The organism is Pseudomonas sp. WT-JTC (genome assembly GCF_056711565.1).
The window spans coordinates 5,820,774-5,847,236 of record NZ_CM160042.1 but is presented as its reverse complement, the minus strand read 5'-3'; the positions used below and the strand labels follow the sequence as shown (position 1 = coordinate 5,847,236).

The 26,463-nt window shown below is 61.9% G+C and carries 25 protein-coding genes; 15 read left to right on the top strand and 10 right to left on the bottom strand.

What is annotated here, in order from left to right; genetic code table 11:
* Positions 1-34: 34 nt before the first annotated feature.
* Positions 35-1,084: a DUF6515 family protein gene (locus tag AC06G5_RS26575; RefSeq protein WP_413424565.1), complete on the top strand. Its 1,050-nt coding sequence runs from the start codon at positions 35-37 to the stop codon at positions 1,082-1,084.
* Here the strand turns inward: AC06G5_RS26575 and AC06G5_RS26570 are convergent.
* Together AC06G5_RS26570 and AC06G5_RS26565 are read right to left on the bottom strand one after the other, a co-directional pair.
* Positions 1,078-1,974 carry a cation diffusion facilitator family transporter gene (locus AC06G5_RS26570; RefSeq protein WP_480458570.1) on the bottom strand — a complete coding sequence of 299 codons (897 nt, stop codon included), beginning with the start codon at positions 1,972-1,974 and terminating at the stop codon, positions 1,078-1,080. The genes AC06G5_RS26575 and AC06G5_RS26570 overlap by 7 nt on opposite strands.
* A 41-nt stretch (positions 1,975-2,015) precedes the next feature.
* Positions 2,016-2,435: a hypothetical protein gene (locus AC06G5_RS26565; protein WP_008022979.1), complete on the bottom strand. Its 420-nt coding sequence runs from the start codon at positions 2,433-2,435 to the stop codon at positions 2,016-2,018.
* Between the two features lie 361 nt (positions 2,436-2,796).
* On the opposite strand from AC06G5_RS26565, the gene hrpB reads away from it, so the two are divergent.
* Positions 2,797-5,313 carry an ATP-dependent helicase HrpB gene (hrpB, locus tag AC06G5_RS26560; protein ID WP_413424569.1) on the top strand — a complete coding sequence of 839 codons (2,517 nt, stop codon included), beginning with the start codon at positions 2,797-2,799 and terminating at the stop codon, positions 5,311-5,313.
* Positions 5,314-5,325: 12 nt separating this feature from the next.
* On the opposite strand, the gene AC06G5_RS26555 is transcribed toward hrpB, so the two are convergent.
* Positions 5,326-6,246: a LysR family transcriptional regulator gene (locus AC06G5_RS26555; RefSeq protein ID WP_413424571.1), complete on the bottom strand. Its 921-nt coding sequence runs from the start codon at positions 6,244-6,246 to the stop codon at positions 5,326-5,328.
* A gap of 226 nt (positions 6,247-6,472) precedes the next feature.
* Here AC06G5_RS26555 and AC06G5_RS26550 point away from each other — a divergent pair, with 226 nt between their 5' ends.
* The 5 genes from AC06G5_RS26550 (at position 6,473) to AC06G5_RS26530 (ending at position 12,341) form a co-directional block, all read left to right on the top strand.
* Positions 6,473-7,963, top strand: a complete 1,491-nt coding sequence (locus AC06G5_RS26550; RefSeq protein WP_413424573.1) for an aldehyde dehydrogenase — start codon at positions 6,473-6,475, stop codon at positions 7,961-7,963.
* Between the two features lie 21 nt (positions 7,964-7,984).
* On the top strand, positions 7,985-9,355 hold the full coding sequence (locus tag AC06G5_RS26545; protein ID WP_413424575.1) for an aspartate aminotransferase family protein: 1,371 nt from the start codon (positions 7,985-7,987) through the stop codon (positions 9,353-9,355).
* A gap of 366 nt (positions 9,356-9,721) precedes the next feature.
* Positions 9,722-10,708, top strand: coding sequence for an ABC transporter substrate-binding protein (locus AC06G5_RS26540; protein ID WP_413424577.1), 987 nt, complete (start codon positions 9,722-9,724; stop codon positions 10,706-10,708).
* Positions 10,709-10,716: 8 nt separating this feature from the next.
* Positions 10,717-11,520 carry an ABC transporter permease gene (locus AC06G5_RS26535; protein ID WP_413424579.1) on the top strand — a complete coding sequence of 268 codons (804 nt, stop codon included), beginning with the start codon at positions 10,717-10,719 and terminating at the stop codon, positions 11,518-11,520.
* A complete protein-coding gene (locus tag AC06G5_RS26530; protein WP_111288249.1) occupies positions 11,508-12,341 on the top strand; it encodes an ABC transporter ATP-binding protein in 834 nt (277 codons plus the stop codon). The genes AC06G5_RS26535 and AC06G5_RS26530 overlap by 13 nt, the downstream gene beginning before the upstream one ends.
* A gap of 143 nt (positions 12,342-12,484) precedes the next feature.
* Here AC06G5_RS26530 and AC06G5_RS26525 read toward each other — a convergent pair whose 3' ends face one another.
* The gene (locus AC06G5_RS26525) at positions 12,485-13,564 is read right to left on the bottom strand and encodes an endonuclease/exonuclease/phosphatase family protein (protein ID WP_413424582.1); all 1,080 of its coding nucleotides are present in this window, start codon (positions 13,562-13,564) and stop codon (positions 12,485-12,487) included.
* 66 nt (positions 13,565-13,630) lie between these two features.
* Complete coding sequence (locus tag AC06G5_RS26520; protein ID WP_413424584.1) at positions 13,631-14,305, bottom strand: YciC family protein; 675 nt, start codon at positions 14,303-14,305, stop codon at positions 13,631-13,633.
* A 179-nt stretch (positions 14,306-14,484) separates the two neighbouring features.
* On the opposite strand from AC06G5_RS26520, the gene AC06G5_RS26515 reads away from it, so the two are divergent.
* The 3 genes from AC06G5_RS26515 to AC06G5_RS26505 all read left to right on the top strand — a co-directional run bounded on the left by AC06G5_RS26515 (position 14,485) and on the right by AC06G5_RS26505 (position 16,502).
* On the top strand, positions 14,485-15,267 hold the full coding sequence (locus AC06G5_RS26515) for a DUF2076 domain-containing protein (protein ID WP_413424586.1): 783 nt from the start codon (positions 14,485-14,487) through the stop codon (positions 15,265-15,267).
* A gap of 121 nt (positions 15,268-15,388) precedes the next feature.
* A complete protein-coding gene (locus AC06G5_RS26510; protein ID WP_085718130.1) occupies positions 15,389-15,868 on the top strand; it encodes an NYN domain-containing protein in 480 nt (159 codons plus the stop codon).
* A 22-nt stretch (positions 15,869-15,890) separates the two neighbouring features.
* Positions 15,891-16,502 (top strand): 3'-5' exonuclease, encoded by a 612-nt coding sequence (locus tag AC06G5_RS26505; RefSeq protein ID WP_413424589.1) that lies wholly within the window; start codon positions 15,891-15,893, stop codon positions 16,500-16,502.
* Positions 16,503-16,624: 122 nt separating this feature from the next.
* Here AC06G5_RS26505 and AC06G5_RS26500 read toward each other — a convergent pair whose 3' ends face one another.
* Positions 16,625-17,077: an Lrp/AsnC family transcriptional regulator gene (locus AC06G5_RS26500; RefSeq protein WP_007990688.1), complete on the bottom strand. Its 453-nt coding sequence runs from the start codon at positions 17,075-17,077 to the stop codon at positions 16,625-16,627.
* A gap of 164 nt (positions 17,078-17,241) precedes the next feature.
* Here AC06G5_RS26500 and yedA point away from each other — a divergent pair, with 164 nt between their 5' ends.
* Together yedA and rhlE1 are read left to right on the top strand one after the other, a co-directional pair.
* Positions 17,242-18,183, top strand: a complete 942-nt coding sequence (gene yedA / locus AC06G5_RS26495) for a drug/metabolite exporter YedA (protein WP_413424591.1) — start codon at positions 17,242-17,244, stop codon at positions 18,181-18,183.
* A gap of 65 nt (positions 18,184-18,248) precedes the next feature.
* A complete protein-coding gene (gene rhlE1, locus AC06G5_RS26490) occupies positions 18,249-19,589 on the top strand; it encodes an RNA helicase RhlE1 (protein ID WP_057400535.1) in 1,341 nt (446 codons plus the stop codon).
* Positions 19,590-19,706: 117 nt separating this feature from the next.
* Here rhlE1 and AC06G5_RS26485 read toward each other — a convergent pair whose 3' ends face one another.
* Both AC06G5_RS26485 and AC06G5_RS26480 read right to left on the bottom strand, forming a co-directional pair.
* Positions 19,707-20,948, bottom strand: coding sequence for a TIGR03862 family flavoprotein (locus tag AC06G5_RS26485; RefSeq protein WP_480458569.1), 1,242 nt, complete (start codon positions 20,946-20,948; stop codon positions 19,707-19,709).
* A 292-nt stretch (positions 20,949-21,240) separates the two neighbouring features.
* Entirely contained in the window at positions 21,241-22,161 is a 921-nt protein-coding gene (locus tag AC06G5_RS26480) for a histone deacetylase family protein (protein WP_413424595.1), read from the bottom strand.
* Positions 22,162-22,251: 90 nt separating this feature from the next.
* On the opposite strand from AC06G5_RS26480, the gene AC06G5_RS26475 reads away from it, so the two are divergent.
* The 3 genes from AC06G5_RS26475 (at position 22,252) to AC06G5_RS26465 (ending at position 24,386) form a co-directional block, all read left to right on the top strand.
* Complete coding sequence (locus AC06G5_RS26475) at positions 22,252-22,821, top strand: GNAT family N-acetyltransferase (RefSeq protein ID WP_413424597.1); 570 nt, start codon at positions 22,252-22,254, stop codon at positions 22,819-22,821.
* A 105-nt stretch (positions 22,822-22,926) separates the two neighbouring features.
* The gene (gene tesB, locus AC06G5_RS26470; protein WP_413424599.1) at positions 22,927-23,796 is read left to right on the top strand and encodes an acyl-CoA thioesterase II; all 870 of its coding nucleotides are present in this window, start codon (positions 22,927-22,929) and stop codon (positions 23,794-23,796) included.
* Positions 23,793-24,386 (top strand): HAD family hydrolase, encoded by a 594-nt coding sequence (locus AC06G5_RS26465; protein WP_322614942.1) that lies wholly within the window; start codon positions 23,793-23,795, stop codon positions 24,384-24,386. Before tesB ends, AC06G5_RS26465 begins: the two co-directional genes overlap by 4 nt.
* Before the next feature lie 122 nt (positions 24,387-24,508).
* Here AC06G5_RS26465 and AC06G5_RS26460 read toward each other — a convergent pair whose 3' ends face one another.
* Positions 24,509-25,468 (bottom strand): alpha/beta fold hydrolase, encoded by a 960-nt coding sequence (locus AC06G5_RS26460; protein WP_413424601.1) that lies wholly within the window; start codon positions 25,466-25,468, stop codon positions 24,509-24,511.
* Entirely contained in the window at positions 25,469-26,359 is an 891-nt protein-coding gene (ypfJ, locus tag AC06G5_RS26455) for a KPN_02809 family neutral zinc metallopeptidase (RefSeq protein WP_413424603.1), read from the bottom strand.
* Positions 26,360-26,463 lie beyond the last annotated feature (104 nt).

Below are 26,463 nucleotides of genomic sequence, written 5' to 3'. Positions count from 1 at the left end.
TATGTACAGGCCCTAACCCGCAATGAGGAAAAGCATGAAAGCGCGCATCTGGCGTTTGGCCGGTGTTGGTTTGCTGTGTGTCAGTGTCACTGCGCAAACGATGGCCGATGAGCCGCAAAACCATGGCCGTGATGGCGGGCAGCACGGCCAGGAAGGGCATCAGGGTGGTAATCAGGGCCATGGTGGCAACGACCAGCCGCGTCCGCAAAACAGCCAGCCGCAGAACCAGCCCCGTGCGCAGAACAACGACAATCGTCAGTCCGAGCGCAACGGCCAGAATCAACATCAGGACAATGCCCAGTGGCAGAAACATCCGGCACCGGATTTCAACAGCCCGGTTCGCTCGCCGCCGCCACCACCGCAGTTGCCGGCCAATGACTTTCCGATCCAGCCCCGCCCCGACACCGTGCGCCAGACCCAGCAGCCGCAGCGTGGTTACTACCAGGACCAGCCGCACCGCAACGATTACAACCAGCGCTGGGGCGGCTACATGGGTGCACCGACCAATTACAATACCTGGCAGGGTCGCCCTGACGGGCGCAGTAACGGCTGGGGACCCGGGCCAAGGTATCGCCCTGGCCAGGTGATCGACCGCTTCCCCGAGCGTAATTACCGCGTGCCTTACCGTGGCATGGATTATTACTATTCCGGCGGTTACTGGTATCGCCCGCTTGGCCCGCGCTATGAGGTGGTGCAGCCACCGCGCGGGATTCGTGTTCGCTACCTGCCCGATTATGCCCAGCAGGTGTGGATCGCCGGGACGCTGTTTTTCCTTGCGGCCGGTTCATATTACGCCTACCAGGAAAGCACTCAGGATTACGAGGTGGTCGAGCCGCCGATTGGCCAGGCGCAATCGCAACCAACAGCCGCCAGCAATAGTTATGACGTGGAGGCGTATCCGGCCAACGGCCAGTCGCCGGAGCAGGTCAGCCGGGATGGCTACGAGTGTTATCAATACGCGGTACAGCAGAGTGGTTTCGATCCACGAACCGCCACCTACCAGCCAGACCCGTCGGTGGTGCAAGCCTACCGACAGGCCCAGGGCAGTTGCCTGAGCAGTCGCGGTTATCAGGTCAATTACTGAGCCCGGGCGGCTTTCACCACTTCCTTCGGGTCGGCGTGCACCAGCACCTCGGCTCGCGGGTAAGCGCTGTGAATGGCCGCGGCCGCCTGATCGCTGATGCCGTGGGCGACTGACAGCGTCAGCTCCCCCGGCAACTCCAGATGCAACTGTACAAACCACTGGTTGCCGGAGATCCGTGTACGCAGGTCATGCGCACCCAACACGCCGGGTACGCTGCACGCCAGCTCCAGCATGTGCTGGCTGACATCCGGTGGCAGCTCTTCATCCATCAACACCGCAAAGCTCTCCCGGGCGATCTGCACCGCGCTCCACAAGATATAAACGGCGATTCCCAGGCCAAACCAGGCGTCGACCTGATGCCAGCCAAACCCGGCCAGTATCAGCGCCAGCAGAATGCTGCCGTTGAGCAACAGGTCCGAACGGTAATGCAGCGAGTCGGCCCGCACGGCGTTGGAGCCCGTGGCCTTGATCACCCGATGTTGCAGCATCAGCAAGGCCAGGGTCAGGGCGAGCGAGAACACAATTACACCGATACTGATCCAAGGCGCGCCGACCGGTTCGGGATGTATCAGCCGATCGTAGGCCTGTAGCGCAATCAGTATCGCACTGCCGCCAATGAACAGTGCCTGGGCCATGCCCGCCAATGACTCGGCCTTGCCGTGCCCGTAGCGATGATCATCGTCGGCGGGGCGCAGGGCGTAATGCACCGCCAGCAGGTTGAGCAACGACGTGACGCCGTCGAGTGCCGAGTCGGTGAGCCCGGCGAGCATGCTCACCGAGCCGCTCAACCACCAGGCGATGGCTTTGGCGACGATCAATGTGCATGCCACCGCCACCGAGGCACGGGTCGCCAGCCGCAGCAGGTTGGCGTGTTCGGAGCTGGAGGTCATAGGGGCAATCGTTCCTTGAAGAGTCCTTTTGTGCGCAGGGATTACGCGGCCGGTTGCAGGCCGAACATCGCCAGTTGCTGGGCGCTGCCTTTGCTCTGGATCAGGCGTGGATCGTCCAGCGGGAAGCTGCGGCCCAGCTCGCTTTCCAGAATAGTCTGCAACTTGCGGTTATCGACTTTGCCGTCGGGGCCGATGGCGTCCTTGAGTTTTTGCGGGTCGACCTGCGCGGTCTTGCCCGGTTCGAAATAAATCGCGCCGGTGGCGAAGTCCACGGCAAACGCGATCAGGCCGGGGATGATGTAGAACAGCAGGCCAACGGCGTCGAGCGCGGCAATGGCCGGGTCGATCTTGCCTTCGATCTGGCCACGGCGATCGGGATAGAAGATCGAACCGCAGGCTGTCACTTGAGTCAGCAAGGTTGCGACCAGAACACCGCCAATCAGGCGAAAGGGAGCACGCATATGAAATCTCCTGGGTAATCTCGAAACGAAACGTCGTCTGTATGAATTAAGACCCTGACGAACGCCTTGCAGTTCGCCGTTATACTCGCGCTGGCAGGGCGTGCCCACAGTAAATTGCGGCCGCGTCTCACCCCTACAGAGATAGTTGAGGATGGACGTTGTTTTTTTCAGTTCAACAACGCGTAACGGCTGACAGTTGTAATCGGGGTTCGGCCCTCCGGGCTGAAGCTGTGGACGCGCCATGCTGCGTTGCGGAACTTGGTAAGGAAACGACCCTTACCTGCGTCCCGCGCCTTGCCTGGCACGCCCACAGCTTCAACGCGACTCGCAATTTACTGTGGGCACGCCCTGGGGAGCCAGCATGATTTCTTTGCCGATCGATGAAGTTTTACCCGCCCTGCGTGAAGCCCTCGCTACACGTCACGAAGCCGTGCTCGAAGCACCGCCCGGCGCCGGTAAGACCACCCGCGTGCCTTTGGCCTTGCTCAACGAGCCGTGGCTGGCCGGGCAGACCATCCTGATGCTCGAACCCCGCCGGTTGGCCGCGCGGGCAGCGGCGGAGCGACTGGCCAGTGAGCTGGGGGAGAAGGTCGGCGAAACCGTGGGTTATCGCATTCGGCTCGACAGCAAGGTCGGCCCCAATACCCGTATCGAAGTGGTCACCGAGGGTATCCTCACCCGGCGCCTGCAGGACGACCCGGCGCTGGAAGGCGTGGGCCTGCTGATCTTCGATGAGTTTCACGAGCGTAGTCTCGATGCCGATCTGGCTCTGGCCCTGAGCCTCAATGGCCGTGAACTGTTTCGTGATGACCAACCACTGAAAGTCCTGCTGATGTCCGCGACTCTGGAAGGCGAGCGCCTCGCCGGGTTGCTCGACGATGCGCCAATCCTGCGCAGCGAAGGGCGCATGTTCCCGGTGGCAATGCGTTGGGGGCGGCCGTTCCAGGCCGGTGAATTCATCGAGCCGCGTCTGGTGCAGACCATCCTTGAAGCCTTGAACGACGAGACCGGCAGTGTGTTGGTGTTCCTGCCGGGGCAGGCGGAAATCCGGCGCGTGCATCAGCAACTGGCCGATGCGCTGGGCGATAACCCACAGGTTCTGTTGTGTCCGTTGCACGGTGAACTGGACCTGACGGCGCAACGGGCGGCAATCGATCCGGCACCGGCGGGCAAACGCAAAGTGGTACTGGCCACCAACATCGCCGAGACCAGCCTGACCATCAATGGCGTACGAGTGGTGATCGATGCCGGGCTGGCGCGGGTGCCGCGTTTCGACCCCGGCAGCGGCATGACCCGCCTCGACACCCAGCGCATTTCCAAGGCCAGTGCCACCCAGCGCGCGGGCCGGGCCGGGCGCCTGGAGCCCGGCGTGTGTTATCGCTTGTGGTCCCAGGATCAGCACGAGCAACTGGCGGCCTATGGCACCGCGGAAATCCTTTCGGCGGACCTCGCCGGGCTGGCCTTGCAACTGGGGCGCTGGGGCGTGACGCCCGGGCAACTGGTGTGGCTCGACGTACCGCCGGCCGCCGCTTATGCACAGGCCCAGGATCTGCTCGAACGCCTGGGCGCACTGGAGGGCGAAGCGCTGACCCGTCACGGTCAAGCCATGGCTGAACTGCCGGCGCATCCGCGCATCGCGCATTTGCTGTTGCGCGGCCAGGCGCTGGGGCTGGCGGACATGGCCTGCGACGTCGCGGCGCTGCTCGGTGAGCGCGATATCCTGCGCGGCGCCGGGGCGGACCTGCACAGCCGACTGGTGCTGCTGTCTGGCGAAGAACGTGCTGCACGCGGTGCCCAGGGCGGCGTGCAGCGCGCACGGCAACTGGCGCGGCAGTACCGTGGTTATCTGCGGGGTAAAGCATCGGAACCGGTCAGCGATCCCGAGCATCCGCGCTGGTTGGGTGCGCTACTGGCGCTGGCCTATCCCGACCGGGTCGCCCAACAACGCCGTGCCGGTGGTGCAGAGTATCGCCTGGCCAACGGTCGCGCAGCCTTGTTCGCCGAGGCGGACAGCCTGATGAAGCAAGCGTGGCTGGTGATCGCCGATCTGGGCAGTCGTCAGGGCCAGCGCGAAGAGCGGATTTATCTGGCGACGGACTTCGATCCGGCGTTGTTCGATTCGGTACTGGCCGAGCAGGTGCGCTGCGTCGATCAACTGGATTGGGATGAGCGTGAAGGCGTGCTGCGGGCCGAGCGTCAGCGTAAGGTTGGCGAGTTGATCCTCAGTCGTGAACCGCTCACCGGCCTCGACGAAAGCGCGCGCAGCCAGGCGCTGGTGAATCTGGTGCGGCGCAAGGGGCTGGAGCTGTTGCCGTGGACGCCGGAGCTGCGTCAGTGGCAGGCGCGGGTCGCGTTGTTGCGGCAACTGGACCTTGCCGGCAAGGGCGAGAGCGAGTGGCCGGATGTCAGCGACGGCGCGTTGCTCAAAAGCCTGGAGCACTGGCTGATGCCATATCTGGGCAAGGTTTCCCGGCTCAGTCACTTCGCCAATCTGGACCTGTCGAGCATCGTCCACAACTTGCTGCCATGGCCGCTGCCGCAGCGGCTGGACGAGCTGGCGCCGCATCATTTGAGCGTGCCGTCGGGGTCGTCGATTCGTCTGGACTACAGCGAACAGCCGCCGATTCTCGCGGTGCGTTTGCAGGAGCTGTTCGGCCTGGCCGAGACCCCGCGCATTGCCGGGGGCCGGCAAGTGGTCAAGCTGCATCTGTTGTCCCCGGCGCGGCGGCCAGTGCAGGTGACCCAGGATCTGGCCAACTTCTGGCGCAGCACCTACGCCGAGGTGAAGAAGGATCTGAAGGGGCGGTATCCGAAGCATTACTGGCCGGATGATCCGCTGGTGGCCGAAGCGACTGCGCGGATCAAACCGCGTAAATAATCGCTAAGGCAATTAATGCGGTTTTTCGGATTTGGCGGTCAGTTGTTCGCGGCAGTAATCCGCAAACAACTGCGCCGGCTTGGTCAGTTGCCCGCGTTTGAGCCACGCCGCCACCAGTCCCGAACCGGTGACGTCTTCGGCGATGTCCACGCACACCACTTTCTGTCCGTCGTAGGTGCATTCCGAATGCGGTTTGGTCACCAGGATCGAGAAACCGAAGCCTTGTCCGACCATGCCGCGCACCATCTCGATCGATGGAGAGCTGAAGGCGATGCGTGGGGTCAGTCCCAGCTCTTCGAACAGGCTGACGAAGTAGGTCCGGCTCGGCTGCACGTCCAGAAGAATCATCGGCTCCAGGCACAGGTCCCGCAGCGACACTTGCGCCTGCTGGGCGAAGCGGTGATCTGCCGGCAGCAATGCGTAAGGCCGTTGCGCGGGCATCAGCGGTTCGGTCTCGATGGTGCCGTCGAGGTCGTGCTCGTAGAGGATCGCCAGATCGAAGGCGCCGGAGGTCAGGCCCTGCACCAGCTCTTGCTGCTCGCCGTCGCGGATGCGGATTTCCACCCCCGGGTACAACGCCGAAAACCCGGCGATCAATTGCGGCAGGTACAGCGGTGCGACGGTTTCGAAACAGCCGATATCGATCTGTCCGGACACCACATCGTTGTCGGCCAAGGCGTTCTGTTCGAACTCCCTGGCCATGCGCAGCAGTTCCTGGGCCTTGCGGTAAAAACGTGCACCGCTGGGGGTCAACGACACGCCCTGGGCGTGATGGCGGATCAGCAGTTGCACGCCGAAACTGTCTTCCAGCCCTTTGATGGCCGTGGAGATCGACGGCTGGGCGATGTACAGCTTGCGCGAGGCCTCGGCGACGCTGCCACACTCGACGGTGGTGATGAAGTATTTCAGTTGACGCAGATTGTAGGCAGCCACAGCAAACCTCGGGGGAGAACGGATCAGGCATCCTGGCAATTTGCGCGCCACCCCTATCCGCTCGGGCAGCGATTTGTTGTGATTGAACAATAACCACATGCTGCGCCAGAAGGGAGATTGGCTACGTAGTTTTTTCTTGGCCTGCGAACACATTTTTACTGGTTTTCCACCGCTTGGGCCTGAGCGACTATCCAATACACAAGAATGTCCTCTGGAGCATCCGAACGTGTTCGAGCTTGAGTATTGGCAACGCAAAGCCGCTTCCCTGCGGTTTCCCGACCAGGCCGTGATCGATGGCCAGCGCCGTGCGGCGCAGTCGGGGCAGACTTTCGCCGCGATCAACCCCGCCACCGGCCAGTGCCTGGCCAATGTTGCCGCCTGTGGCGAAGACGACGTAAACGCGGCGGTGCGCAATGCACGACAGGTCTTCGAGGCGGGCACCTGGGCTGCGCGCTCACCGACCGAACGCAAGCAAGTGCTGTTGCGCCTGGCTGATTTGATCCTCGATCACCGTGAAGAACTGGCGCTGCTTGACTCGCTGAACATGGGCAAGCCCGTTACGGACGCCTACAACATCGATGTGCCGGGCGCCGCGGGCGTGTTCCGCTGGTACGCCGAGAGCCTCGACAAACTCTACGATCAGGTCGCGCCGAGTGCGCAGAACGTGCTGGCGACCATCACCCGCGAAGCCCTCGGTGTGGTGGCGGCCGTGGTGCCGTGGAATTTCCCCCTGGACATGGCCGCGTGGAAACTCGCCCCGGCTCTGGCTTCGGGCAATTCGGTGATTCTCAAGCCGGCCGAGCAGTCGCCGTTTTCGGCCTTGCGTCTGGCTGAGCTGGCGCTGGAAGCGGGTATTCCTCCTGGTGTACTCAACGTGCTGCCGGGCCTCGGAGAGCAGACTGGCAAGGCCCTGGGCCTGCACCCGGACGTTGATTGCCTGGTGTTCACCGGCTCCACCGAAGTCGGCAAATATTTCATGCAGTACTCGGCCCGGTCGAACCTCAAGCAGGTGTGGCTGGAGTGCGGCGGCAAGAGCGCCAACCTGGTGTTCGCCGATTGTCAGGATCTGGATCTGGCGGCCGAGAAAGCCGCATTCGGCATCTTCTTCAATCAGGGCGAAGTCTGCTCGGCCAACTCGCGGTTACTGGTGCAGCGTTCGATTCATGACGAGTTCGTCGAGCGCCTCAAGGCCCAGGCCGAACGCTGGCAGCCAGGCGATCCGCTGGACCCGTCGAGCGCCGCCGGGGCTATCGTTGACAGCCGGCAGACCGCACGCATCATGAAGTTCATCCAGCAGGCCGAACTGCAAGGTGCGACAAAAGTCTGTGGTGGTCGGCAGTCGATCTTCAATGGCAGCGACAACTTCATTCAGCCGACGATTTTTACCGGCGTGACGCCGGACATGCCGCTGTTTCGCGATGAAGTGTTCGGCCCGGTGCTGGCCGTCACGGCGTTCGATGACGAGGCCCACGCCTTGAAGTTGGCCAACGACAGCGTCTACGGTCTGGCGGCCTCGCTGTGGACCGACGACCTCAACCGCGCTCACCGTGTGGCGCGACAGTTGCGGGCCGGTACGGTGTCGGTCAACAGCGTCGATGCACTGGACGTGACCGTGCCTTTTGGCGGCGGCAAGCAGTCGGGTTTCGGCCGCGACCTGTCCCTGCATTCATTCGATAAATACACCCAGTTGAAGACCACCTGGTTTCAATTGCGCTGATAACAAAACGGAGAACTGGCGATGACCACACCACGTGAAACCCGCGACTACCAGGCCGCCGACGCTGCGCACCACATCCATGCGTTCGTCGATCAGAAAGCCCTCAATGACGAGGGGCCACGGGTGATGGTCCGTGGCGAGCGCCTGCACCTGTGGGACAACGATGGTCGGCGTTACCTCGACGGCATGTCCGGGTTGTGGTGCACCAACCTCGGTTACGGGCGCAAGGACCTGGCGGCCGCGGCGAGCCGGCAGCTGGAACAGCTGCCGTACTACAACATGTTTTTCCACACCACCCACCCGCAGGTGATCGAGCTGTCCGAACTGTTGTTCAGTCTGCTGCCGGGTCACTACAGCCACGCGATCTACACCAACTCCGGCTCTGAAGCCAACGAGGTGTTGATCCGCACGGTGCGTCGTTACTGGCAGGTGCTCGGCAAGCCACAGAAGAAAATCATGATCGGCCGCTGGAACGGTTACCACGGTTCGACCCTGGCCGCGACGGCGCTCGGCGGCATGAAATTCATGCACGAAATGGGCGGCATGATTCCGGACATCGAGCACATCGACGAGCCGTACTTCTTCGCTCACGAGGGCAACCTGACGCCAGCTGAGTTCGGTCTGCGCGCGGCACAGCAACTGGAAGCGAAGATTCTCGAACTGGGCGCGGACAAGGTCGCAGGCTTCATCGCCGAACCGTTCCAGGGTGCCGGCGGCATGATCTTCCCGCCAGAAAGCTACTGGCCGGAAATCCAGCGCATCTGCCGCAAGTACGATGTGCTGCTGTGCGCCGATGAAGTGATCGGTGGCTTCGGTCGTACCGGCGAATGGTTCGCCCACGAGTACTTCGGTTTCGAGCCGGACACCCTGTCCATCGCCAAGGGCCTGACCTCGGGCTACATCCCCATGGGTGGCTTGATCCTGTCGAAAAAAATGGCCTCGGTGCTGGTGGAGCAGGGCGGCGTGTTTGCCCACGGCCTGACCTATTCCGGGCACCCGGTGGCGGCGGCGGTGGCGATTGCCAACCTCAAGGCCCTGCGCGATGAAGGCGTGGTGACGCGGGTCAAGGATGACATCGGCCCGTACCTGCAACAGTGCCTGCGCGAAGTGTTCGGCAAGCACCCGCTGGTGGGCGACATCCAGGGCACGGGCATGGTTGCGGCGCTGCAACTGGCCGAAGACAAAACCAGCCGCAAGCGTTTTGCCAACGAGAACGACATTGCCTGGCGCTGCCGTACGATTGGTTTTGAAGAGGGCGTGATCATTCGCTCGACCCTTGGCCGGATGATCATGGCACCGGCGTTGATTGCCAGCCGTGAAGAGATTGACGAACTGATCGCCAAGACCTTGAAAGCGGTGGATCGTACGGCGCAGGAATACGGCCGGATTTGATCTTGTAGCGTTCTCTTGGGCCTCTTCGCGAGCAAGCCCGCTCCCACACTGGATCTGTGTCGATCACAAATCCCCTGTGGGAGCGGGCTTGCTCGCGAATGCGATGCCCCATTCAATACATTCCTAACCTCTTGCACCCACCTCGGGCATCCCCGCCCGCAGCGCCCGTTGGCAATGCGCGCTAACGAGTTTTTTCATCGTTCGCATCCACATATTTCCTCATTTTCCTAATCCCGCCCTTGGGCCAACATCGATCTCGCCAGCCAGCCCAGTGCTGCATGCCGAAAGGTCCACCAGAGACCACAGGCCGGGCCGCTGGCCGTACTGCCCATGACAAAACTAAATCAACAGCTTTGGGAGTGCTCCATGATCAAGTCCTTGCTTACGCGCGTTGCCCATCCACTGGCGGTCACCGCCATCGCCGCGACGGTCGCCACCAGCGCCCAGGCCGGCACCCTGTCCATCGGTCATACCACCTGGGTCGGCTACGGCACCCTGTACCTGGCCCAGGACCTTGGCTACTTCAAGGAAAACGGTTTGACCGTCGAGTTGCCGGTGGTCGAAGAAGCGGCGATGTACATGGCCGCACAAGCTTCCGGCGAGTTGTCCGGCTCGGCGTCGACCATCGACGAGGTGCTCAAGTACCGTCCGCAATTCTGCTTCAAGGCCGTGGCCGCACTGGACGACAGCCATGGTGGCGACGGCGTGCTGGTGGGCAAGGACGTCAAGAGCCTGCAGGAGCTCAAAGGCCAGGCCGTGGCGGTGAACGAAGGCTCGACCTCGCAGTTCTGGTTGTCGTATCTGCTGAAAAAGAACGGCATGAAAATGAGCGACATCACCGTGCAGAACATGACCGCCGACGATGCCGCCACCGCGTTCATCGCCGGTCGCGTACCCGCCGCCGTGACCTGGGAGCCGCACCTGTCGATGGTTCGCGACAAGCAGCAGGGCAGGGTGCTGATCGACAGCAGCAGCACACCGGGAGTGATCGTCGACGTGGTCGCACTGAACTGCACCGTCATCGAAAAACAGCCGGAAGACGTCAAGGCACTGGTGGCCGGTTTGTACAAAGCCGTGCAGTACACCAAGGATCATCCGAAGGAAGCCTACAAGATCATGGCCAAGGGCGTTGGTGGTTACCTGGCCGATCCGAAGGAGCTCGAAGCGGCTGCCCAGGGCGTGCGTTTCTATGACCAGGCCATGAGCGAAAAACTGCTGGGGGCGCCGGGCAAACCGGGTGACAGCGCACCGCTGATCAAACTGGCCAACGAGACCGCCAGTGAGCTGCAAGGCAAACCCTACAACGTCAGCAATGACGACCTGATCGACAACCGTTTCGTTACCCCGCTCTAGGAGGCTGCATGTTCAAGCGCAATTCATGGCTGAGCCGCTGCATCACGCCCAAGACCGGTTTGCCGGTCTCGGTGATCTGGAGCGCGAGCGGGTTGGCCTGGGTGCTGTTGGTCGGCCTGTGGGCCGGGTTGTCCTACGGCGGCGTGGTGCCGGGCATGTTCCTGCCGACGCCGGGCGCGGTGGTCGAGGCCGCCGTGCGCCTGAGCCGCGACGGCACCCTCGGTCAGCACGTGTGGGCCAGCGTCGAAGTGGTGATGGTCGGGTTCATTGTGTCGTCCCTGGTGGCGGTGCCGCTGGGTTTGCTGATGGGCAGCTTTCGCATCGTCCAGGCCTTCCTTGAGCCGTTGGTGAATTTCATTCGTTACCTGCCGGTAACTTCGTTCGTGCCGCTGTTCATCCTGTGGATCGGTATCGGTCTGGAGCAGCGGGTGTCGGTGATCATTTTCGGCGTGTTCTTCCAGCAACTGGTGATGATCGCGGACGTGTCCAAAGGTATCTCCAAGGACCTGGTCAATGCCTCCTACACCCTCGGTTCGAACCGGCGTGACGCGGTGCTGCATGTGATCGCTCCTGCGTCGCTGCCGGGCGTGCTCGACACCTTGCGGGTGACGATGGGCTGGGCCTGGACTTACCTGGTGGTGGCTGAACTGGTCGCCGCGTCCAGTGGCCTGGGTTACCTGAGCCTCAAGGCCATGCGTGGCTTTCAGGTGGATGTGATTTTCCTGGCCATCGCGATCATCGGCCTGCTGGGCCTGGTCACCGATCAACTGTTCCGTTTCCTACGTCTGAGGATCACCGCATGGGCTCAGTAACCGCCGCCACTCATCGTTTTGTCGCCCCTCAAACCGCCCCGGTGAACGCGCCACGGCTGCAAGTGGACAAGGTCAGCCTGAGTTACAGGAAACCTGATGGCGGAACCTTTACCGCGTTACAGGAGGTGTCGTTCGAGGTGCCGGACCAGCAATTCGCTGTGCTGGTCGGGCCTTCGGGCTGCGGCAAGTCGAGCCTGCTGTACCTCACCGCCGGCCTGGCCGAACCGACCTCGGGCGAGATTTACGTCGGCGGCCAACAGGTGGAAGGCCCCGGTGCGGATCGCGGCATGGTGTTCCAGAGCTACACGCTGTTCCCGTGGCTGACAGTGCGCCAGAACGTCGAGTTCGGCCTCAAGCGGCGCGGCATGCCGGCGGCGCAACGCAAGGACATCGTCGACTACTACGTCAATGAAGTGGGCCTGAGCGGCTTTGCCGACAACTACGCCAAGCAGTTGTCTGGAGGGATGATGCAGCGTGTCGCCATTGCCCGGGCGCTGGCCAATGACCCGCAGATCCTGCTGATGGACGAACCCTTCGGCGCCCTCGACAGCCAGACGCGCCTGCAAATGCAGCAGCTGTTGCTGCGGGTCTGGGGCAACAGCAAGAAGACCGTATTGTTCGTGACCCACGACATCGACGAAGCGATCCTGCTGGGCGACCGGGTGTACGTCATGGGCGCCAGGCCAGGGCGGATCAAGCAGATTCTGGATGTGCCAATTGAACGTCCACGGAACCTGGACATGGTCATGGAGCGTTCATTCATCGAGATGAAGCGCGAGATCTTCGGGTTGCTGCATGATGATCTGGAGGAAGTGCATTAGGGCTGATTGCGGGTCTGACACCCTCCCTGTGGGAGCGGGCTTGCTCGCGAAAGCGGTATAGCAAACAACATTGATGTTGGGTGTACTGGCCTCTTCGCGAGCAAGCCCGCTCCCACAGATATTGCGTTTATCTGGAGCCGGCGCTACGGCGCAACCGGCAACAGAAACCGGGCAATCACCGGCAGGTGATCGGAGATGCGCAACGTATCGTCCTGCCGCACCATCGCCTCCATCCGTTTGATCCGCGGGCTGTAGAACAGGTAGTCAACGGTCCGGTCCGGGCCGCTCAGCCCGGTGTCGTTCGGGTAATGCGTCAGCCAGCGTTCGCGATCGATACCACTGGCTTCGTTGTTGGTCGGGATCATCGGGTACTTGTCCCACAGGATGTGCAACGGGCTGTCGGCGGAGAAGGGCGTGCGTTGCGCATCGGGCAGGCGTCGATATTGGCCGATTGGCAACAGGTTGAAATCTCCGCCGATAAGCCACGGCGTGCCACGGCTTTCGAATTTATCGAGGGCCCTGGTCACGGCGTTGACCTGGTTTTGCAAGGTATTGTCGGCCTGGGTCGCACGGTCCAGATGGGTATTGAGCACCACCATCTGTCCACCGTCACTCAAGGGCAAGTAGCTCACCAGCAAGGCGTTCCTGGGTTTGAATTGGCGGCTGACCGTGTTGCCCGAGGCGACGGGCAGTTGCAGACGTTCGGCATGTTCGATCTGGTAACGGCTCAGGGTCGCCAGTTGCCGACCGACACTGCCGAAGATATGCGGGTTAGGTACGAAGTCTGCCTTCCAGTCGAAGGCGCTGGCGCTGCATGGGTACAGATCGGCGAGCCGTTCTTGCAGCAGTTTGAACTGGTGCTGGTAACTGCTGGCCTTGGCGCCGTCGTCCAGCTCCTGCAACAGCACGATGTCCGGTTGCTCGTCGCGAATCACCCGCGCCACTTCGTCGAGGCTGAAGGCCATGTCTTCCGGTGTGGGGCGTTCGTCGGTACCGGAGGCCAGGTCATTCCAGAACACGTAACGCTTGCCGGCCAGGTACTGGACGTTCCAGGTCATCACCTTCAGCACCTGCCCGGGGACCAGGGTGGGCGCCTGTGCACTGCAACTGACGGGCAACACTTCTTTGGCATCGGGGCGCCAGGTCAGGCTATAGATCATCACGCCGATCAGGCCGATCGCGATCAGCAGGCCCAGCAGGGTGTAGCGCAGTAGACGGGTCATGGCTCGGCTTAATAGCGTTACAAAATTGCTCCCGAGCATACCCGAGAGCGATGGTCGCGCCCAAGGTCAGAGCGAGTTGTCATTGCTCTCGGGCAGCGGGCTGATCAGCATGAACAGACGGAACAGCACCACGCTGGTAAACAGCTGCAGGAAACTGTGGGCGCTGTCGATCAGCAGCGAGATCACCGGGTTCTGCGGTTCGGGGTACGCCGCCAGGGTGACCCCCTTGAGCAGCCACAGCGGCCCCATCACACTCAGAATGCACAGCAGGATGCGCATGAAATGACCGCGGGTCTGGCGCAGGCTTTCCTTCATGGCCGCCAGCGGCGCCAGGCCGCGCAACACCAGCAGGTATTCGCCAAAGGCCAGGGTCACCATCAGGTAGATACCCGGCAGGAAATACAGTGACAGGCCCAGCAGGATCAGCACGGTATTGAGCGCCGTCAGCAGGGCGAAGCGTGGCCACAGGCTCGCCGCCGTTGCCAGCAGGTCGCGGTTGCGCGGCGACTCGCCGCGGCTGCGGGCGTCGAGAAACAGAATCAGCGCGGCGGTGTAGAGCGGATACACCAGCAAGCCGACAATCACGCTGATACCGGGGAAACTGTCCGGCTCCGTGGAGTGGTCGACCACTTGTTGCAGCAGCGCCTCGAGAATCACCAGCGGCAGGCACAACTGCACGATCTGGCCCAGATTGCGCTTGAAGAAATACAGCGAGTCACGCAGGACGTCTAACGGATTCATCGGTTGGTATCGCAGGTTGGAAGCAGTGGCTCACTTTAACCGATGAAACGCTCGAGGACGCAAACGTAAACGATTGGTAAAGGTCATTGAAACATCTTGTTTCAGCCTCCATTAAGGTCGAGCACCTTATCCTCAGTGGAAAAGGACAACGATTTCCCCCGGCAATCTACGAGGTCGCCATGAATAGCGAAGAACAAACCCTGATCGATGGACTGTTTTCCCGGCTGCAACAGGCCGAAACGGACTCAGCCCCGCGCGACGCCCAGGCCGAGGCGCGGATCAAGGAACACCTGACGCGCCAGCCCGCGGCAGGTTATTTCATGACCCAGGCGATTCTGGTGCAAGAGGCGGCGATCAAGAGCCTCGATGAACAGAACAGGCAGCTGACTCAGCAAGTCCAGCAGTTGCAGGCCGAGCTGCAACAGGCCAAGGCTCAGTCGACCCCTGCTCCGGCTCCGGCACCGAGCAGTGGTGGCTTTTTGTCGAGTATTTTTGGTGGCGCTTCCCGTGAACCACAACCGGCACCCACCCAGAGCGCGCCGCCATCGAGCGGTGGCTGGCGTGAGCCGGGGCGCTCGTCGTTCGGCTCGCAAGCCCCGCAGCAGAACTTCGGTGCCCCGCCGCAAAACTTTCCACAACAGGGCTATGCCCCGCAACCGCAGGCTCCGGCAGCGGCTGGCAGCAGTTTCCTCGGTGGTGCGCTGAAAACCGCCGCCGGCGTGGCGGGTGGAGTGATGCTGGCACAAGGCATCAGCAGCCTGTTCCATCACAACCAGCAACCTGAAGTCGTCGAAGTCATCAAGGAAGAGCCGGCCCAGGTCAACGACCAGGGCAACAATGGCTGGGGCGATGACCAGCGCATGGCCGGTAACGACTCCTGGAGCAACGGTCAGGGCGGGTTCAGCGACGCTGACTACAGCGATGACTCGCTCTTCGGTGGCGACGACGATTCCTTCGTCTGACCTGCCATTCGTCCGGAGCGCAACGGCGCTCCGGGGTGATTATTCGCGGAACAATCCTCCGGGCTGGCATACTGGGCGACTTTTCGGGCCTGGTGCCTGATTCAGCCTTTGAGGAATACCGGTGAAAAAAATCGCAGTGTTCGCCGATGTCCAGAACCTCTACTACACCGTGCGTCAGGCTTATGGTTGCCACTTCAACTATGCCGCGCTGTGGGCTGACGTCAGCAAACAGGGCGAGATCGTCGAAGCCTACGCCTACGCCATCGACCGTGGCGACAGCAAACAGCAGCAGTTCCAGCAGATCCTGCGTAACCTCGGTTTCACCGTGAAGCTCAAGCCGTACATCCAGCGCAGCGATGGTTCGGCCAAGGGTGACTGGGACGTGGGCATCACCCTCGACATCATGGATGCCGCCGACCATGTCGATGAAATCGTCCTGGCTTCCGGCGATGGTGATTTCGACATGCTGCTGGAACGCATCATCAGCAAACACGGGGTACAAGCGGTGGCCTACGGCGTGCCGGGCCTGACCGCCAACTCGCTGATCCGCGCCGCCAGCCGCTATGTGCCGATCGAAGGCACGTTGCTGCTCAAGAATTGATTTTTACGGAGTTGAACCAGGTTTGGAACGCATCGCAGTCATCGACTTTGAAACCACCGGGATCTCCCCGAGCAGCAGCTGCCGGGCCACGGAAATTGCCGTGGTGATCCTTGAACGGGGGCGCATCGTCGAGCGTTACCAAAGCCTGATGAACGCCGGCGTGCGCGTCCCGGCCTTCATCGAGCAACTCACCGGCATCAGCAACGCCATGCTGCGCACCGCGCCGTCGGCGGAGCAGGTGATGAACGAGGTCAATGAATTCGTCGGCACCACGCCACTGCTGGCGCACAACGCCGCGTTCGACCAGAAGTTCTGGGACTTTGAACTCGGGCGAATCAAACGCACCCGCTTACAGAACTTTGCCTGCTCGCTGCTCCTGGCCCGCCGCCTGATGCCCGCCGCGCCGAACCACAAACTCGGCACCCTCACCACCTTCGCCAACCTGCCCAACACCGGCAAGGCCCACCGGGCCATGGCCGATGCCGAGATGGCGGCCAACCTGACCACACATCTGGCCGAAGAGCTGCGGCACAAGCACGGCTTGCGCGAGCTGTCCCATGACTTGCTGTGCAAGTTGCAGAAGGTCCCTGCGGCGAAAGTGGGCGAACACCTCAAGCGCTATCGCGGGTTCTAGGAACATCGCAAATCTCCTGTAGGAGCGAGCCTGCTCGCGATGAACCCGAGAACAACACGGGGTGTCAGGTTTCCCGCGTTATCGTTGGCGACCATCGCGAGCAAGCTCGCTCCTACAGGGGGTTACTTGCCATTCCCTTCGATGTGCCCCAACGGCACCCGCTTCTCTATCGCACTCGACAACACAATCGACGTCTTGCTGAACCCGAACGTGGCGATCCGGTTGATCAGCTCTTCCAGCTCCGGCATCGAGCCCACGGCTGCCTGCATGATCACGCAGGGATCGCCGGTCACCCGATGGCATTCGGTCAATTGCGGGATTTTGATAAGGTCGTCATAGGCTTTCTGGTTGCCGTGCTGGTTCAGGCGCAGTTCGATCACACACTGGATCGGCAGGCCGAGTTTGGCCATGTCGACCTTCGCCTGATAGCCGGTGATCACGCCGCTGGCTTCGAGCTTGGCCACGCGCTCGGCCACGGCCGGGGCCGACAGGTTGACCTTGCGCGCGAGATCCGCGTAGGACGCGCGACCGTTTTCCAGCAGGGCGCTGAGCAGCATGCGGTCGTACTTATCCATCGTGGCACTCCTGAAAAATGACGGACTTTCGAAAACACGGTTTATAGCCATGAACTCCGTGTTTTGAAAAGTGTACTGGCGGTTTAAAAAGGTTTTGTAACTTATTTTCCGGCTCCAGCCTTTCTAGAATAGCCGTTCACCTGTTCTGCCTGTGAGTTGCCCCCATGTCCGGCCTACGTCGCTTCCCCTTACCGTTGATCGCTGCCTTTTTCGCCTTGTACGTGATTTGGGGCTCGACTTACCTGGTGATCCGCATCGGCGTGGAATATTGGCCGCCCTTGTTGCTCGCCGGGGTCCGCTTCGTCATTGCCGGGACCTTGATGTACGCCTTCCTGCGCTGGCGCGGGGCGCCGGCGCCGACCTGGGCGCAGTGGAAAGCCGCCGGGATCATCGGCGTATTGTTGCTGGCGTGTGGTAACGGGGCGGTCAGCGTAGCCGAACACACGGGCGTGGCTTCGGGTGTGGCCGCGTTGGCGGTGGCGACGGTGCCGCTGTTTACCTTGCTCTGTGGCTATTTCTGGGGCGCGCGCAATACCCGTCTCGAATGGGCTGGCGTTGCGCTCGGAATGATCGGCATTGTCATGCTCAACCTCGGCTCCAACCTGCAATCGAGCCCGCTGGGCGCAGCCCTGTTGATTTTTGCGGCGGCCACCTGGGCCTTCGGTTCGGTGTGGAGCAAACACTTGCCGTTGCCTCAGGGCGCCATGGCCAGTGCCGTGGAAATGATGGTGGGTGGCGTGGTGTTGCTGATCGGCAGTGCGGTCAGCGGTGAACATATGGACAAGGTTCCGCCAATTGAAGGCTGGGCCGCGCTGGCGTACCTGACCGTGTTCGGTTCGATCATCGCCTTCAACGCCTACATGTACCTGTTGAAACACGTGCGTCCGGCGGCGGCTACCAGTTATGCCTACGTCAACCCGGCGGTGGCGGTGTTGCTGGGGATCGTGTTTGTCGGCGAGACCATTGGCATCGAGGAAGCACTGGCCATGCTGGTGATCATCAGCGCCGTGGTGCTGATTGGCCTGCCGCAGTGGCGTCGTGTACCGGAGCAGCCGGTGACAAAGGTAGTGCCGACGGTAGTGCCGACAGAATCCCGTGTGAATTAGGGTAAACTGCGCGCCATTGCACTCTTGTTTCGCACAACCGCGCTGAATTTTCCTACGGTACTCCCATGACTTTCGCCACCCTTGGCCTGATCGAACCCTTGCTGCGCTCTCTCGAGAAGCTCGGCTACCAGACTCCGACGCCGGTTCAGGCGCAAGCCATTCCGGCGGTGCTGGCCGGTCGCGACCTGATGGCCGCCGCCCAGACCGGCACCGGCAAGACTGCCGGTTTCGCCCTGCCGCTGTTGCAACTGCTGGCCATGGAAGGGCCGAAAGTCACCGCCAATTCGGTCCGCGCGCTGATCCTGGTGCCGACCCGCGAGCTGGCCGAACAGGTTCACGAAGCCGTGCGCCAGTACGCTGAAAACCTGCCGCTGCGTACTTACGCAGTGTACGGCGGTGTCAGCATCAACCCGCAAATGATGAAGCTGCGCAGCGGTGTCGATCTGCTGGTGGCGACCCCGGGCCGCTTGCTCGACCTGTTCCGCCAGAACGCGCTGAAGTTCAACCAGTTGCAAACCCTGGTGCTGGACGAGGCCGACCGCATGCTCGACCTGGGCTTTTCCGAGGAACTGGCGAACATTTACAAGGCGCTGCCGAAGAAACGTCAGACGTTGCTGTTCTCCGCAACCTTCTCCGATGACATCCGCCTGCTGGCCGGTCAGATGCTCAACGATCCGCTGAGCATCGAAGTCAGCCCGCGCAACGTGGCGGCCAACACCGTCAAGCAATGGATCGTGACGGTAGACAAGAAGCGCAAGCCGGAACTGTTCGTGCACCTGATGCGCAAGGGCAAGTGGAAGCAGGTGCTGGTGTTCGCCAAGACCCGCAATGGCGTAGACGCGCTGGTGGAAAAACTCCAGGGGCTGGGCATCAACGCCGACGGCATCCATGGCGACAAACCCCAGGCGACCCGTCAGCGCGCACTCGACCGTTTCAAGGCCAGCGAAGTACAGATTCTGGTCGCCACCGACGTGGCGGCCCGTGGTCTGGACATCGAAGATTTGCCGTTGGTGGTCAACTTCGACTTGCCAATCGTTGCTGAAGACTACATCCACCGCATCGGTCGTACTGGCCGCGCCGGGTCGACGGGCGAGGCGATTTCCCTGGTCTGCGCCGATGAAGTGAATCTGCTGTCGGCCATCGAGATGCTGACCCGTCAGACGCTGAAGCGGCAGAACGAACCGGATTTCGAGCCGGAGCACCGCGTGCCGGACACCGATGCCAGCGGCCAGGTGATCAAGAAGCCGAAAAAACCGAAGAAGCCCAAGGCTTCCGGTGGTGGCGGCGGTAAACGCAATCTCGGTAAGTGGGTGGATAGCGGGGAAGTTGCGCCGGCTGAGCCTTCGATCAAGCCAGTGCGCAAGGTGCCGGTGTTCAATACAGGGCCGCGTAAACGCAAGCCTTGATTAGTTGCGGCGACTGTTAAGCCGCCTTCGCGAGCAAGCCCGCTCCCACACTGGATCTGTGTCGTTCACAAATCCCCTGTGGGAGCGGGCTTGCTCGCGAAGGGCGTGCCTCGGTCGTCAGCCCTTGCGCCGCAACCACTCCACCATCCCCAAGCCCGCCGATCGCCCACTGGCGAAACACGCGGTCAGCAGATAGCCTCCGGTCGGCGCTTCCCAATCGAGCATTTCCCCGGCGCAGAACACGCCAGGCATTTGCTTGAGCATCAATCGCTCATCCATTGCCTCGAACACCACGCCACCCGCGCTGCTGATCGCCTCGTCCAGTGGACGGGTTTTCACCAGTGTCAGTGGCAAAGCCTTGATCGCGTTGGCCAGCAAGGCCATATCGGCAAAGCAGTCGGCGCTGGTCAGTTCACGCAATAGCGCCGCTTTCACCCCGTCGATGCCCAACTGACTGTGCAGATGCTTGGCCATCGAGCGCGATCCCCGGGGCTTGCTCAACGCCGCCTGAACTTTATCCACAGGCCGGCCCGGCAGCAGGTCCAGATGAATCGTTGCCGAACCGTGCTGGTTGATTGCTTCGCGGATGGGGGCCGACAGGGCGTAGATCAAACTGCCTTCGATCCCGGTGGCGGTAATCACACATTCACCGAGTCGCGGAACGTCGTCGTTAAGGCCGATGGCGATGTTTTTCAGCGGCGCGCCAGCGAATTTGCTGACCATCAATTCGCTCCAGGCATGCACCTCGAAGCCGCAATTGCTCGGTTGCAACGGCGCCAGTCCTACGCCGTGTTGCTCCAGTGGCAGCATCCATGCGCCATCCGAACCCAGGCGCGCCCAACTGCCGCCGCCGAGGGCGAGCAGGGTGGCATCGGCTTGAACGGTTTTTTCGCCTTCCGGGCTGTCGATGCGCAATCCGCCATGCTCGTCCCAGCCGAGCCAGCGGTGGCGGGTGTGGATAACTACGCCACTGTCGCGCAGGCGTTTGAGCCAGGCGCGCAGCAGCGGCGCGGCTTTCATGTCGGTGGGGAATACCCGGCCGGAACTGCCGACGAAGGTATCGATGCCCAGTTCGTGAATCCACTGGCACAGCGCTTCGGCACCGAAGCCGCGCAGCAGCGGGGCGATTTGCGGGGCACGTTCGGCGTAGCGCGAGAGAAACGCAGGGTAGGCTTCGGAGTGAGTGATGTTCATGCCGCCGACACCGGCCAAGAGGAATTTTCGTCCGACCGAAGGCATGCCGTCGTACAGGTCGACCTTGATCCCGGCCTGGCTCAACACTTCGGCTGCCATCAGACCAGCAGGGCCGCCGCCGATGATGGCGACGCGGGAAGGGGAGGAGGTCGAAGATCGGGTCATGGAGTGCGCTGCGGTTTTGGCGAATGAAGCCGGGCATTCTACCAGCCCAGACCTCTGTAGGAGCGAGCCTGCTCGCGATGGTCTTGAACGATTACGCGGGAAACCAGATGCCCAGCGGCGACGTTTCGTTTTTCGCGAGCAGGCTCGCTCCTGCAGGGATCGTTGGTGAATTCGACGGTTGGTTAAAAAATAATCACCGCTCTGTAGCCCAAGCCCCGCATGGCCTGTAGTCCCTTTCACTCAGGTTATCCACAGGCAGCTCCACAGGCATTGTGGGTAAAGCATCCACAGCTCAGTGACAACCTGATGACTGCCAGACGCGTTGCGCGCTGTGATGGAGGATGCCGTGACGGCGGGCCAGGGCCTGGCGGTCCTTGCTGTAGCCGCCTCCGATTACCCCGACCACCGGAATGTCGCGGCCCAGGCAATGGCGCATCACGCTTTCATCGCGGGCGGCGACGCCTTCGTCTGTCAGCTTCAGATAACCCAGGGCGTCGTCCTTGTGCACATCGACCCCGGCGTCATACAGCACCAGATCCGGCTGGTAGAGCGGCAGCAGGTAGTTGAGTGCATCGTCCACCACCTTCAGGTAATCGGCATCGCCCATGCCGTTGGGTAGCGGGATGTCCCAATCACTTTCGGCCTTGCGTGCGGGAAAGTTCTTCTCGCAGTGCAGGGAAACGGTCACCGCCTCTGGGGTGTTGTGCAGTATTCGGGCAGTCCCGTCGCCCTGATGCACGTCGCAATCGAAGATCAGCACCCGATTTACCCGACCACTTTCCAGCAGGTAATGGCTGATTACCGCCAGGTCGTTGAAGATGCAGAACCCGGCGGGGTAGTCGTAGTGCGCATGGTGGGTGCCGCCGGCCAAGTGACAGGCCAGGCCATGTTCCAGCGCCTGCTCGGCCGCGAGCAACGAGCCACCGACCGCCCGCACCGTACGCCGGGCCAGGGCCTCGCTCCAGGGCAGGCCGAGGCGACGCTGGTCTTCGCGGGACAATTCGCCACTCATGTAGCGTTCGATATACGAAGGGTCATGGGCGAGGGCGAGAATGTCCGCGGGACACAGCTCCGGGCGCAGCAGGTCGGCGTCGCGGGTCAGGCCGCTGTCCACCAGGTGATCGCGCAACAGGCGGAACTTGTCCATGGGGAAGCGGTGATCCGCCGGAAACTCGGGGCTGTAGTCTTCGTGGTAGATCAGGGGCAGGGGCATGACTGATTTATCTGGAAAGCGTACGGGAATGAGAGAAGGATCCTACCAGCGTTGTAGACTTGCGACATTGAAATGGAGGGGCGGGGCACGATGGAGCCAATACTGGAGCTTGAAAGCGCTCGGCTGCTGTTACGCCAGTGGCGCGATGAAGATTTGGCGGACTTTGCGGCGATGTGTGCCGATCCGCAGGTGATGCGCTATTTCCCGGAAACCTTGAGCCGGTTGGAAAGCGCGTCATTGATCGGGCGAATCCGTGGTCATTTCGCTGAGCATGGTTATGGTCTCTGGGCCTTGCAGCGAAAGGACTCTGGCCAGTTCATCGGGTTTACCGGGCTCAACGTGGTCGGGTTCGACGCACCTTTCACCCCCGCCACGGAGATCGGTTGGCGGCTGGCCCGCGAGCACTGGGGTCTCGGTTACGCCAGTGAAGCAGCATGGACCGCTCTGCGCTGCGGGTTCGACCGCTTGCCGCTGAAAGAGGTCGTGGCTTTCACGACGCAAGCCAATCTGCAGTCAGAGAAAGTCATGCAGGCCATTGGCATGCAGCATGATCCGGCGGATGACTTCGATCACCCGCGACTTGCAGCCGATCATCCGTTGCGTCGCCATGTGCTGTATCGCATCAGCCGCGAACAATGGCTGCAAACCTTGCATGGATAACCTGGCACGGACGTTTACAATGGCCCCATGTTGGCATTGGCCAGAATCTGAATCGACCGGCGCAGCCAAGACTGCGCGGCAATGTTTTGCGTGAGGAGAGTCTGAATGAGCCAAGTGTTGGAAGATCTGGTCGACCTGCTGACCCTGGAACCGATCGAAGAAAACCTGTTCCGTGGCCGCAGCCAGGACCTGGGTTTTCGTCAGCTGTTCGGCGGTCAGGTGCTCGGTCAGTCGTTGTCGGCAGCCAGTCAGACCGTTGAAGAGACGCGCCATGTGCATTCGATGCACGGCTATTTCCTGCGTCCGGGCGATGCCGGATTGCCAGTGGTGTATCAGGTTGACCGGGTGCGCGACGGTGGCAGTTTCAGCACGCGCCGGGTGACGGCGATCCAGAAGGGACACCCGATTTTCACGTGCAGTGCGTCGTTCCAGTACGACGAAGAAGGCTTCCGGCACCAGAGCGAAATGCCGCAAGTGGTCGGTCCGGAAAACCTGCCGTCGGAGCTGGAAATCACCCAGCAGCGTGCGCACCTGATCCCCGAGAAAATGCGCGAAAAGCTGTTGTGCCCAAAGCCGATCGAATTCCGCCCGGTAACCGAAAAAGATCCCTACAACCCGCTGCCGTCCGACCCGGTCAAGTACGTCTGGTTCCGTGCCGACGGCGCCTTGGCCGATTCGCCGGCGCTGCATAAATACCTGCTGGCCTATGCATCGGACTTCGGTCTGCTGGTCACCTCGATGCAGCCCCACGGCAAATCGGTCTGGCACAAGGACATGCAAGTCGCCAGCCTCGATCACGCCTTGTGGTTCCACCAGAATCTGCGTGCCGATGACTGGCTGCTCTATGCGATGGACAGTCCGTGGGCCGGCAACTCGCGCGGGTTTTCCCGTGGCAGCGTGTTCAATCGCGCCGGGCAACTGGTGGCCTCGGTCACCCAGGAAGGCTTGATCCGTCACCGCAAGGATTGGGCGTGAGCCTGGCCGACGTGCGTCACTGGGTGTTCGACATGGACGGCACCCTGACCGTTGCCGTGCACGATTTCGCGGCGATTCGCGTCGCATTGGCGATTCCTGCCGAAGCCGACATCCTGACCCACCTCGCCGCCCTGCCGGCCGATGAAGCCGCGGCCAAGCATGCATGGCTGCTGGAGCACGAACGGGACCTGGCCCTCGGTTCGCAACCGGCGCCGGGCGCGGTGGAGTTGGTGCGCGAGCTGGCCGGGCGCGGTTATCGCCTGGGCATTCTCACGCGCAATGCCCGGGAGCTGGCGCATGTCACGCTGGAGGCCATTGGCCTGGCCGACTGCTTTGCGCTGGAGGATGTGCTGGGCCGCGATGATGCACCGCCCAAACCGCATCCGGGCGGACTGCTCAAACTGGCCGAAGCGTGGAAGGTGCCGGCGAGCGAGTTGGTGATGGTCGGTGATTACCGCTTCGACCTCGATTGTGGTCGAGCCGCCGGAGCGCGGACGGTGCTGGTGAATCTGCCGGATAATCCGTGGCCGGAATTGACCGATTGGCATGCGGCGGATTGTGTCGAGTTGCGGCAGATGCTTTCGGCTTGAGGGCCCCATCGCTGGCAAGCCAGCTCCTACAGTAATCTTCAGTGAGCACAAACATTGTGTTCTGCCGAGAACCCTGTGGGAGCGGGCTTGCCCGCGATGGCGTCAGATCAGGCAGTGCAAATTTACTGCCCAAACAAAGCCCTTTGTCCCTCTGGCGAGGTAAACATTTCATCCCCTTTATGCCCGACCCCGGGCACTTCGATCAGTTGCTGGTTCAACCCTTTGGGTGCCAGCCGCTTCAGGTAGTCAAAGTAAAAATGCCCGCGCGCCAATCGATAGGGTCCCTGCGCCCGCGCCTCACAGCTCTTGTCCAGTGCCGGATGATTCGGGTCGATGTCCTGCTGTCCCAGCAGGTAAACGACTTCACGCTTGAGGTAATTTTCCTGCAACTGCGCGGCGGTTTGTCCTGCGGCGTAAGCCGGTAAATCCGCCAACCCGTACTTCCAGCGATTGAAATCCGGGCAACCGGCGTGGCTGAACGCTACGGGCCGGCGCTCATCGAAGTAAGCGTAGGACGACGGGTTGGCGATCACGTAGCGCACCTGCACGCCAGCCGCATCAAGGCCGGACTGCGCATGACCGAGCAATGCGTAACGCTGAACCACCTGCGCGCCGCCGGAGTGCCCGGCGATGACGATTTGCTTCACATCCGGAAACTGCTGGCGGTCACCCAGGCGAGTGATGATTTCGTCGAGCGCCGCGTAGGAACTCAGCCGAAACGGTGCCGTGGATTCGCCGCCGGCCATCCATTCATTGCCTTGCCAGCGCAAAACCGTGTCGGCCACCGGGTGAATTGCAACGTCGGTTTCATTGAGAAACTGCGGGGCGATCACCAGGGTCGTTGCGCTTTGCCCAGCCAGTTCGGCCGCGTGCTCACCGCTCTGCAGATAGGTTTGCGCGTTGCGCAAGCGACCGTGGAGGATGATCAGCACCCGTTCGATTTTAGCCGGGGCGGGGCTGATGCTCACCGCGATTTCACCTGATTTCAACAGCAGGCGCCCTGAGCTGAGTTCCTTGACCCCATGCTCGGCGGCCTGGGACGTTGCGCAAGTAAACAGAACAACCAACAACCACTTCTTCATTTACAGATTTTTCGTCGCAAAGGTATCGCACTGGCTTACCTGGCCTTGGGCGAAACCGGTTTTGAACCAGCGCACCCGTTGCGCCGACGTACCGTGGGTGAACGAGTCCGGGACCACGCGGCCCTGACCCTGCTGCTGCAAACGATCGTCACCGATGGCGTTCGCAGCGTTCAGTGCTTCTTCGATGTCGCCCGGCTCCAGCCAGTTCAGGCGCTTCTGCGCATTGTTGGCCCAGACGCCGGCCAGGCAATCGGCTTGCAGTTCCTGACGAACCAGCAAACCGCCGTCGCCTTCCATTTGCCGGCCTTGTTGGCGTGCTGCCTGAATTTTTGCGGACACCCCAAGCAGGGTCTGCACATGGTGTCCGACTTCATGAGCGATCACATAGGCCTGGGCGAAGTCGCCCGCGGCGGAAAAGCGTTGGGACATTTCCTGGAAGAATGCCATGTCCAGGTAGACTTTCTGGTCCGCCGGGCAATAGAACGGGCCGGTCGCCGAGGTGGCCAGACCGCAGGCCGAATTCACGCGGTTGCTGAACAGCACCAGGGTCGGGTCTTTGTATTGGCGGCCGGCCTGCTGGAATATCGCACCCCAGGTGTCTTCGGTGTCGCCGAGGATCGAACGCACGAATTCCGCGCCTTCATCATTGGCCGGCGGTGCCTTGCGGCTCTGGTTGGTGGCGGGTGCCGATTGCTGGCCCATTTGCCCGGTCAGTTGTCCGAGGATTTGCAGCGGATCCTGGCCGGTGATCCAGCCGATGCCGACGATCAGGAGGATCGCCGTCAGGCTCAGGCCCTTGCCACCGCCGAAGCGCATCCCGCCACCGCCGCCGCCATCATCGCCACGGGCATCGACCACGTTGTCGCTGCGTCGGCCTTTTTTCCATAGCATGTGGGAATCCTCAGGTTGTCGGTGCGATGAGTGTTGCTGCTGTGTGGGAGCGGCGCCAGTCCGGTCGTCAGACAGCCTTGAGCGGCAACGGTTCGATCCACGTT

Excerpts from the sequence above, each read along its gene's own strand:
- AC06G5_RS26575 (WP_413424565.1), top strand. The coding sequence starts at position 35 with ATGAAAGCGCGCATCTGGCGTTTGGCCGGTGTTGGTTTGCTGTGTGTC.
- AC06G5_RS26570 (WP_480458570.1), bottom strand. The coding sequence starts at position 1,974 with ATGACCTCCAGCTCCGAACACGCCAACCTGCTGCGGCTGGCGACCCGT.
- AC06G5_RS26565 (WP_008022979.1), bottom strand. The coding sequence starts at position 2,435 with ATGCGTGCTCCCTTTCGCCTGATTGGCGGTGTTCTGGTCGCAACCTTG.
- hrpB (WP_413424569.1), top strand. The coding sequence starts at position 2,797 with ATGATTTCTTTGCCGATCGATGAAGTTTTACCCGCCCTGCGTGAAGCC.
- AC06G5_RS26545 (WP_413424575.1), top strand. The coding sequence starts at position 7,985 with ATGACCACACCACGTGAAACCCGCGACTACCAGGCCGCCGACGCTGCG.
- AC06G5_RS26540 (WP_413424577.1), top strand. The coding sequence starts at position 9,722 with ATGATCAAGTCCTTGCTTACGCGCGTTGCCCATCCACTGGCGGTCACC.
- AC06G5_RS26535 (WP_413424579.1), top strand. The coding sequence starts at position 10,717 with ATGTTCAAGCGCAATTCATGGCTGAGCCGCTGCATCACGCCCAAGACC.
- AC06G5_RS26530 (WP_111288249.1), top strand. The coding sequence starts at position 11,508 with ATGGGCTCAGTAACCGCCGCCACTCATCGTTTTGTCGCCCCTCAAACC.
- AC06G5_RS26525 (WP_413424582.1), bottom strand. The coding sequence starts at position 13,564 with ATGACCCGTCTACTGCGCTACACCCTGCTGGGCCTGCTGATCGCGATC.
- AC06G5_RS26520 (WP_413424584.1), bottom strand. The coding sequence starts at position 14,305 with ATGAATCCGTTAGACGTCCTGCGTGACTCGCTGTATTTCTTCAAGCGC.
- AC06G5_RS26515 (WP_413424586.1), top strand. The coding sequence starts at position 14,485 with ATGAATAGCGAAGAACAAACCCTGATCGATGGACTGTTTTCCCGGCTG.
- AC06G5_RS26500 (WP_007990688.1), bottom strand. The coding sequence starts at position 17,077 with ATGGATAAGTACGACCGCATGCTGCTCAGCGCCCTGCTGGAAAACGGT.
- yedA (WP_413424591.1), top strand. The coding sequence starts at position 17,242 with ATGTCCGGCCTACGTCGCTTCCCCTTACCGTTGATCGCTGCCTTTTTC.
- rhlE1 (WP_057400535.1), top strand. The coding sequence starts at position 18,249 with ATGACTTTCGCCACCCTTGGCCTGATCGAACCCTTGCTGCGCTCTCTC.
- AC06G5_RS26485 (WP_480458569.1), bottom strand. The coding sequence starts at position 20,948 with ATGACCCGATCTTCGACCTCCTCCCCTTCCCGCGTCGCCATCATCGGC.
- AC06G5_RS26480 (WP_413424595.1), bottom strand. The coding sequence starts at position 22,161 with ATGCCCCTGCCCCTGATCTACCACGAAGACTACAGCCCCGAGTTTCCG.
- AC06G5_RS26475 (WP_413424597.1), top strand. The coding sequence starts at position 22,252 with ATGGAGCCAATACTGGAGCTTGAAAGCGCTCGGCTGCTGTTACGCCAG.
- tesB (WP_413424599.1), top strand. The coding sequence starts at position 22,927 with ATGAGCCAAGTGTTGGAAGATCTGGTCGACCTGCTGACCCTGGAACCG.
- AC06G5_RS26460 (WP_413424601.1), bottom strand. The coding sequence starts at position 25,468 with ATGAAGAAGTGGTTGTTGGTTGTTCTGTTTACTTGCGCAACGTCCCAG.
- ypfJ (WP_413424603.1), bottom strand. The coding sequence starts at position 26,359 with ATGCTATGGAAAAAAGGCCGACGCAGCGACAACGTGGTCGATGCCCGT.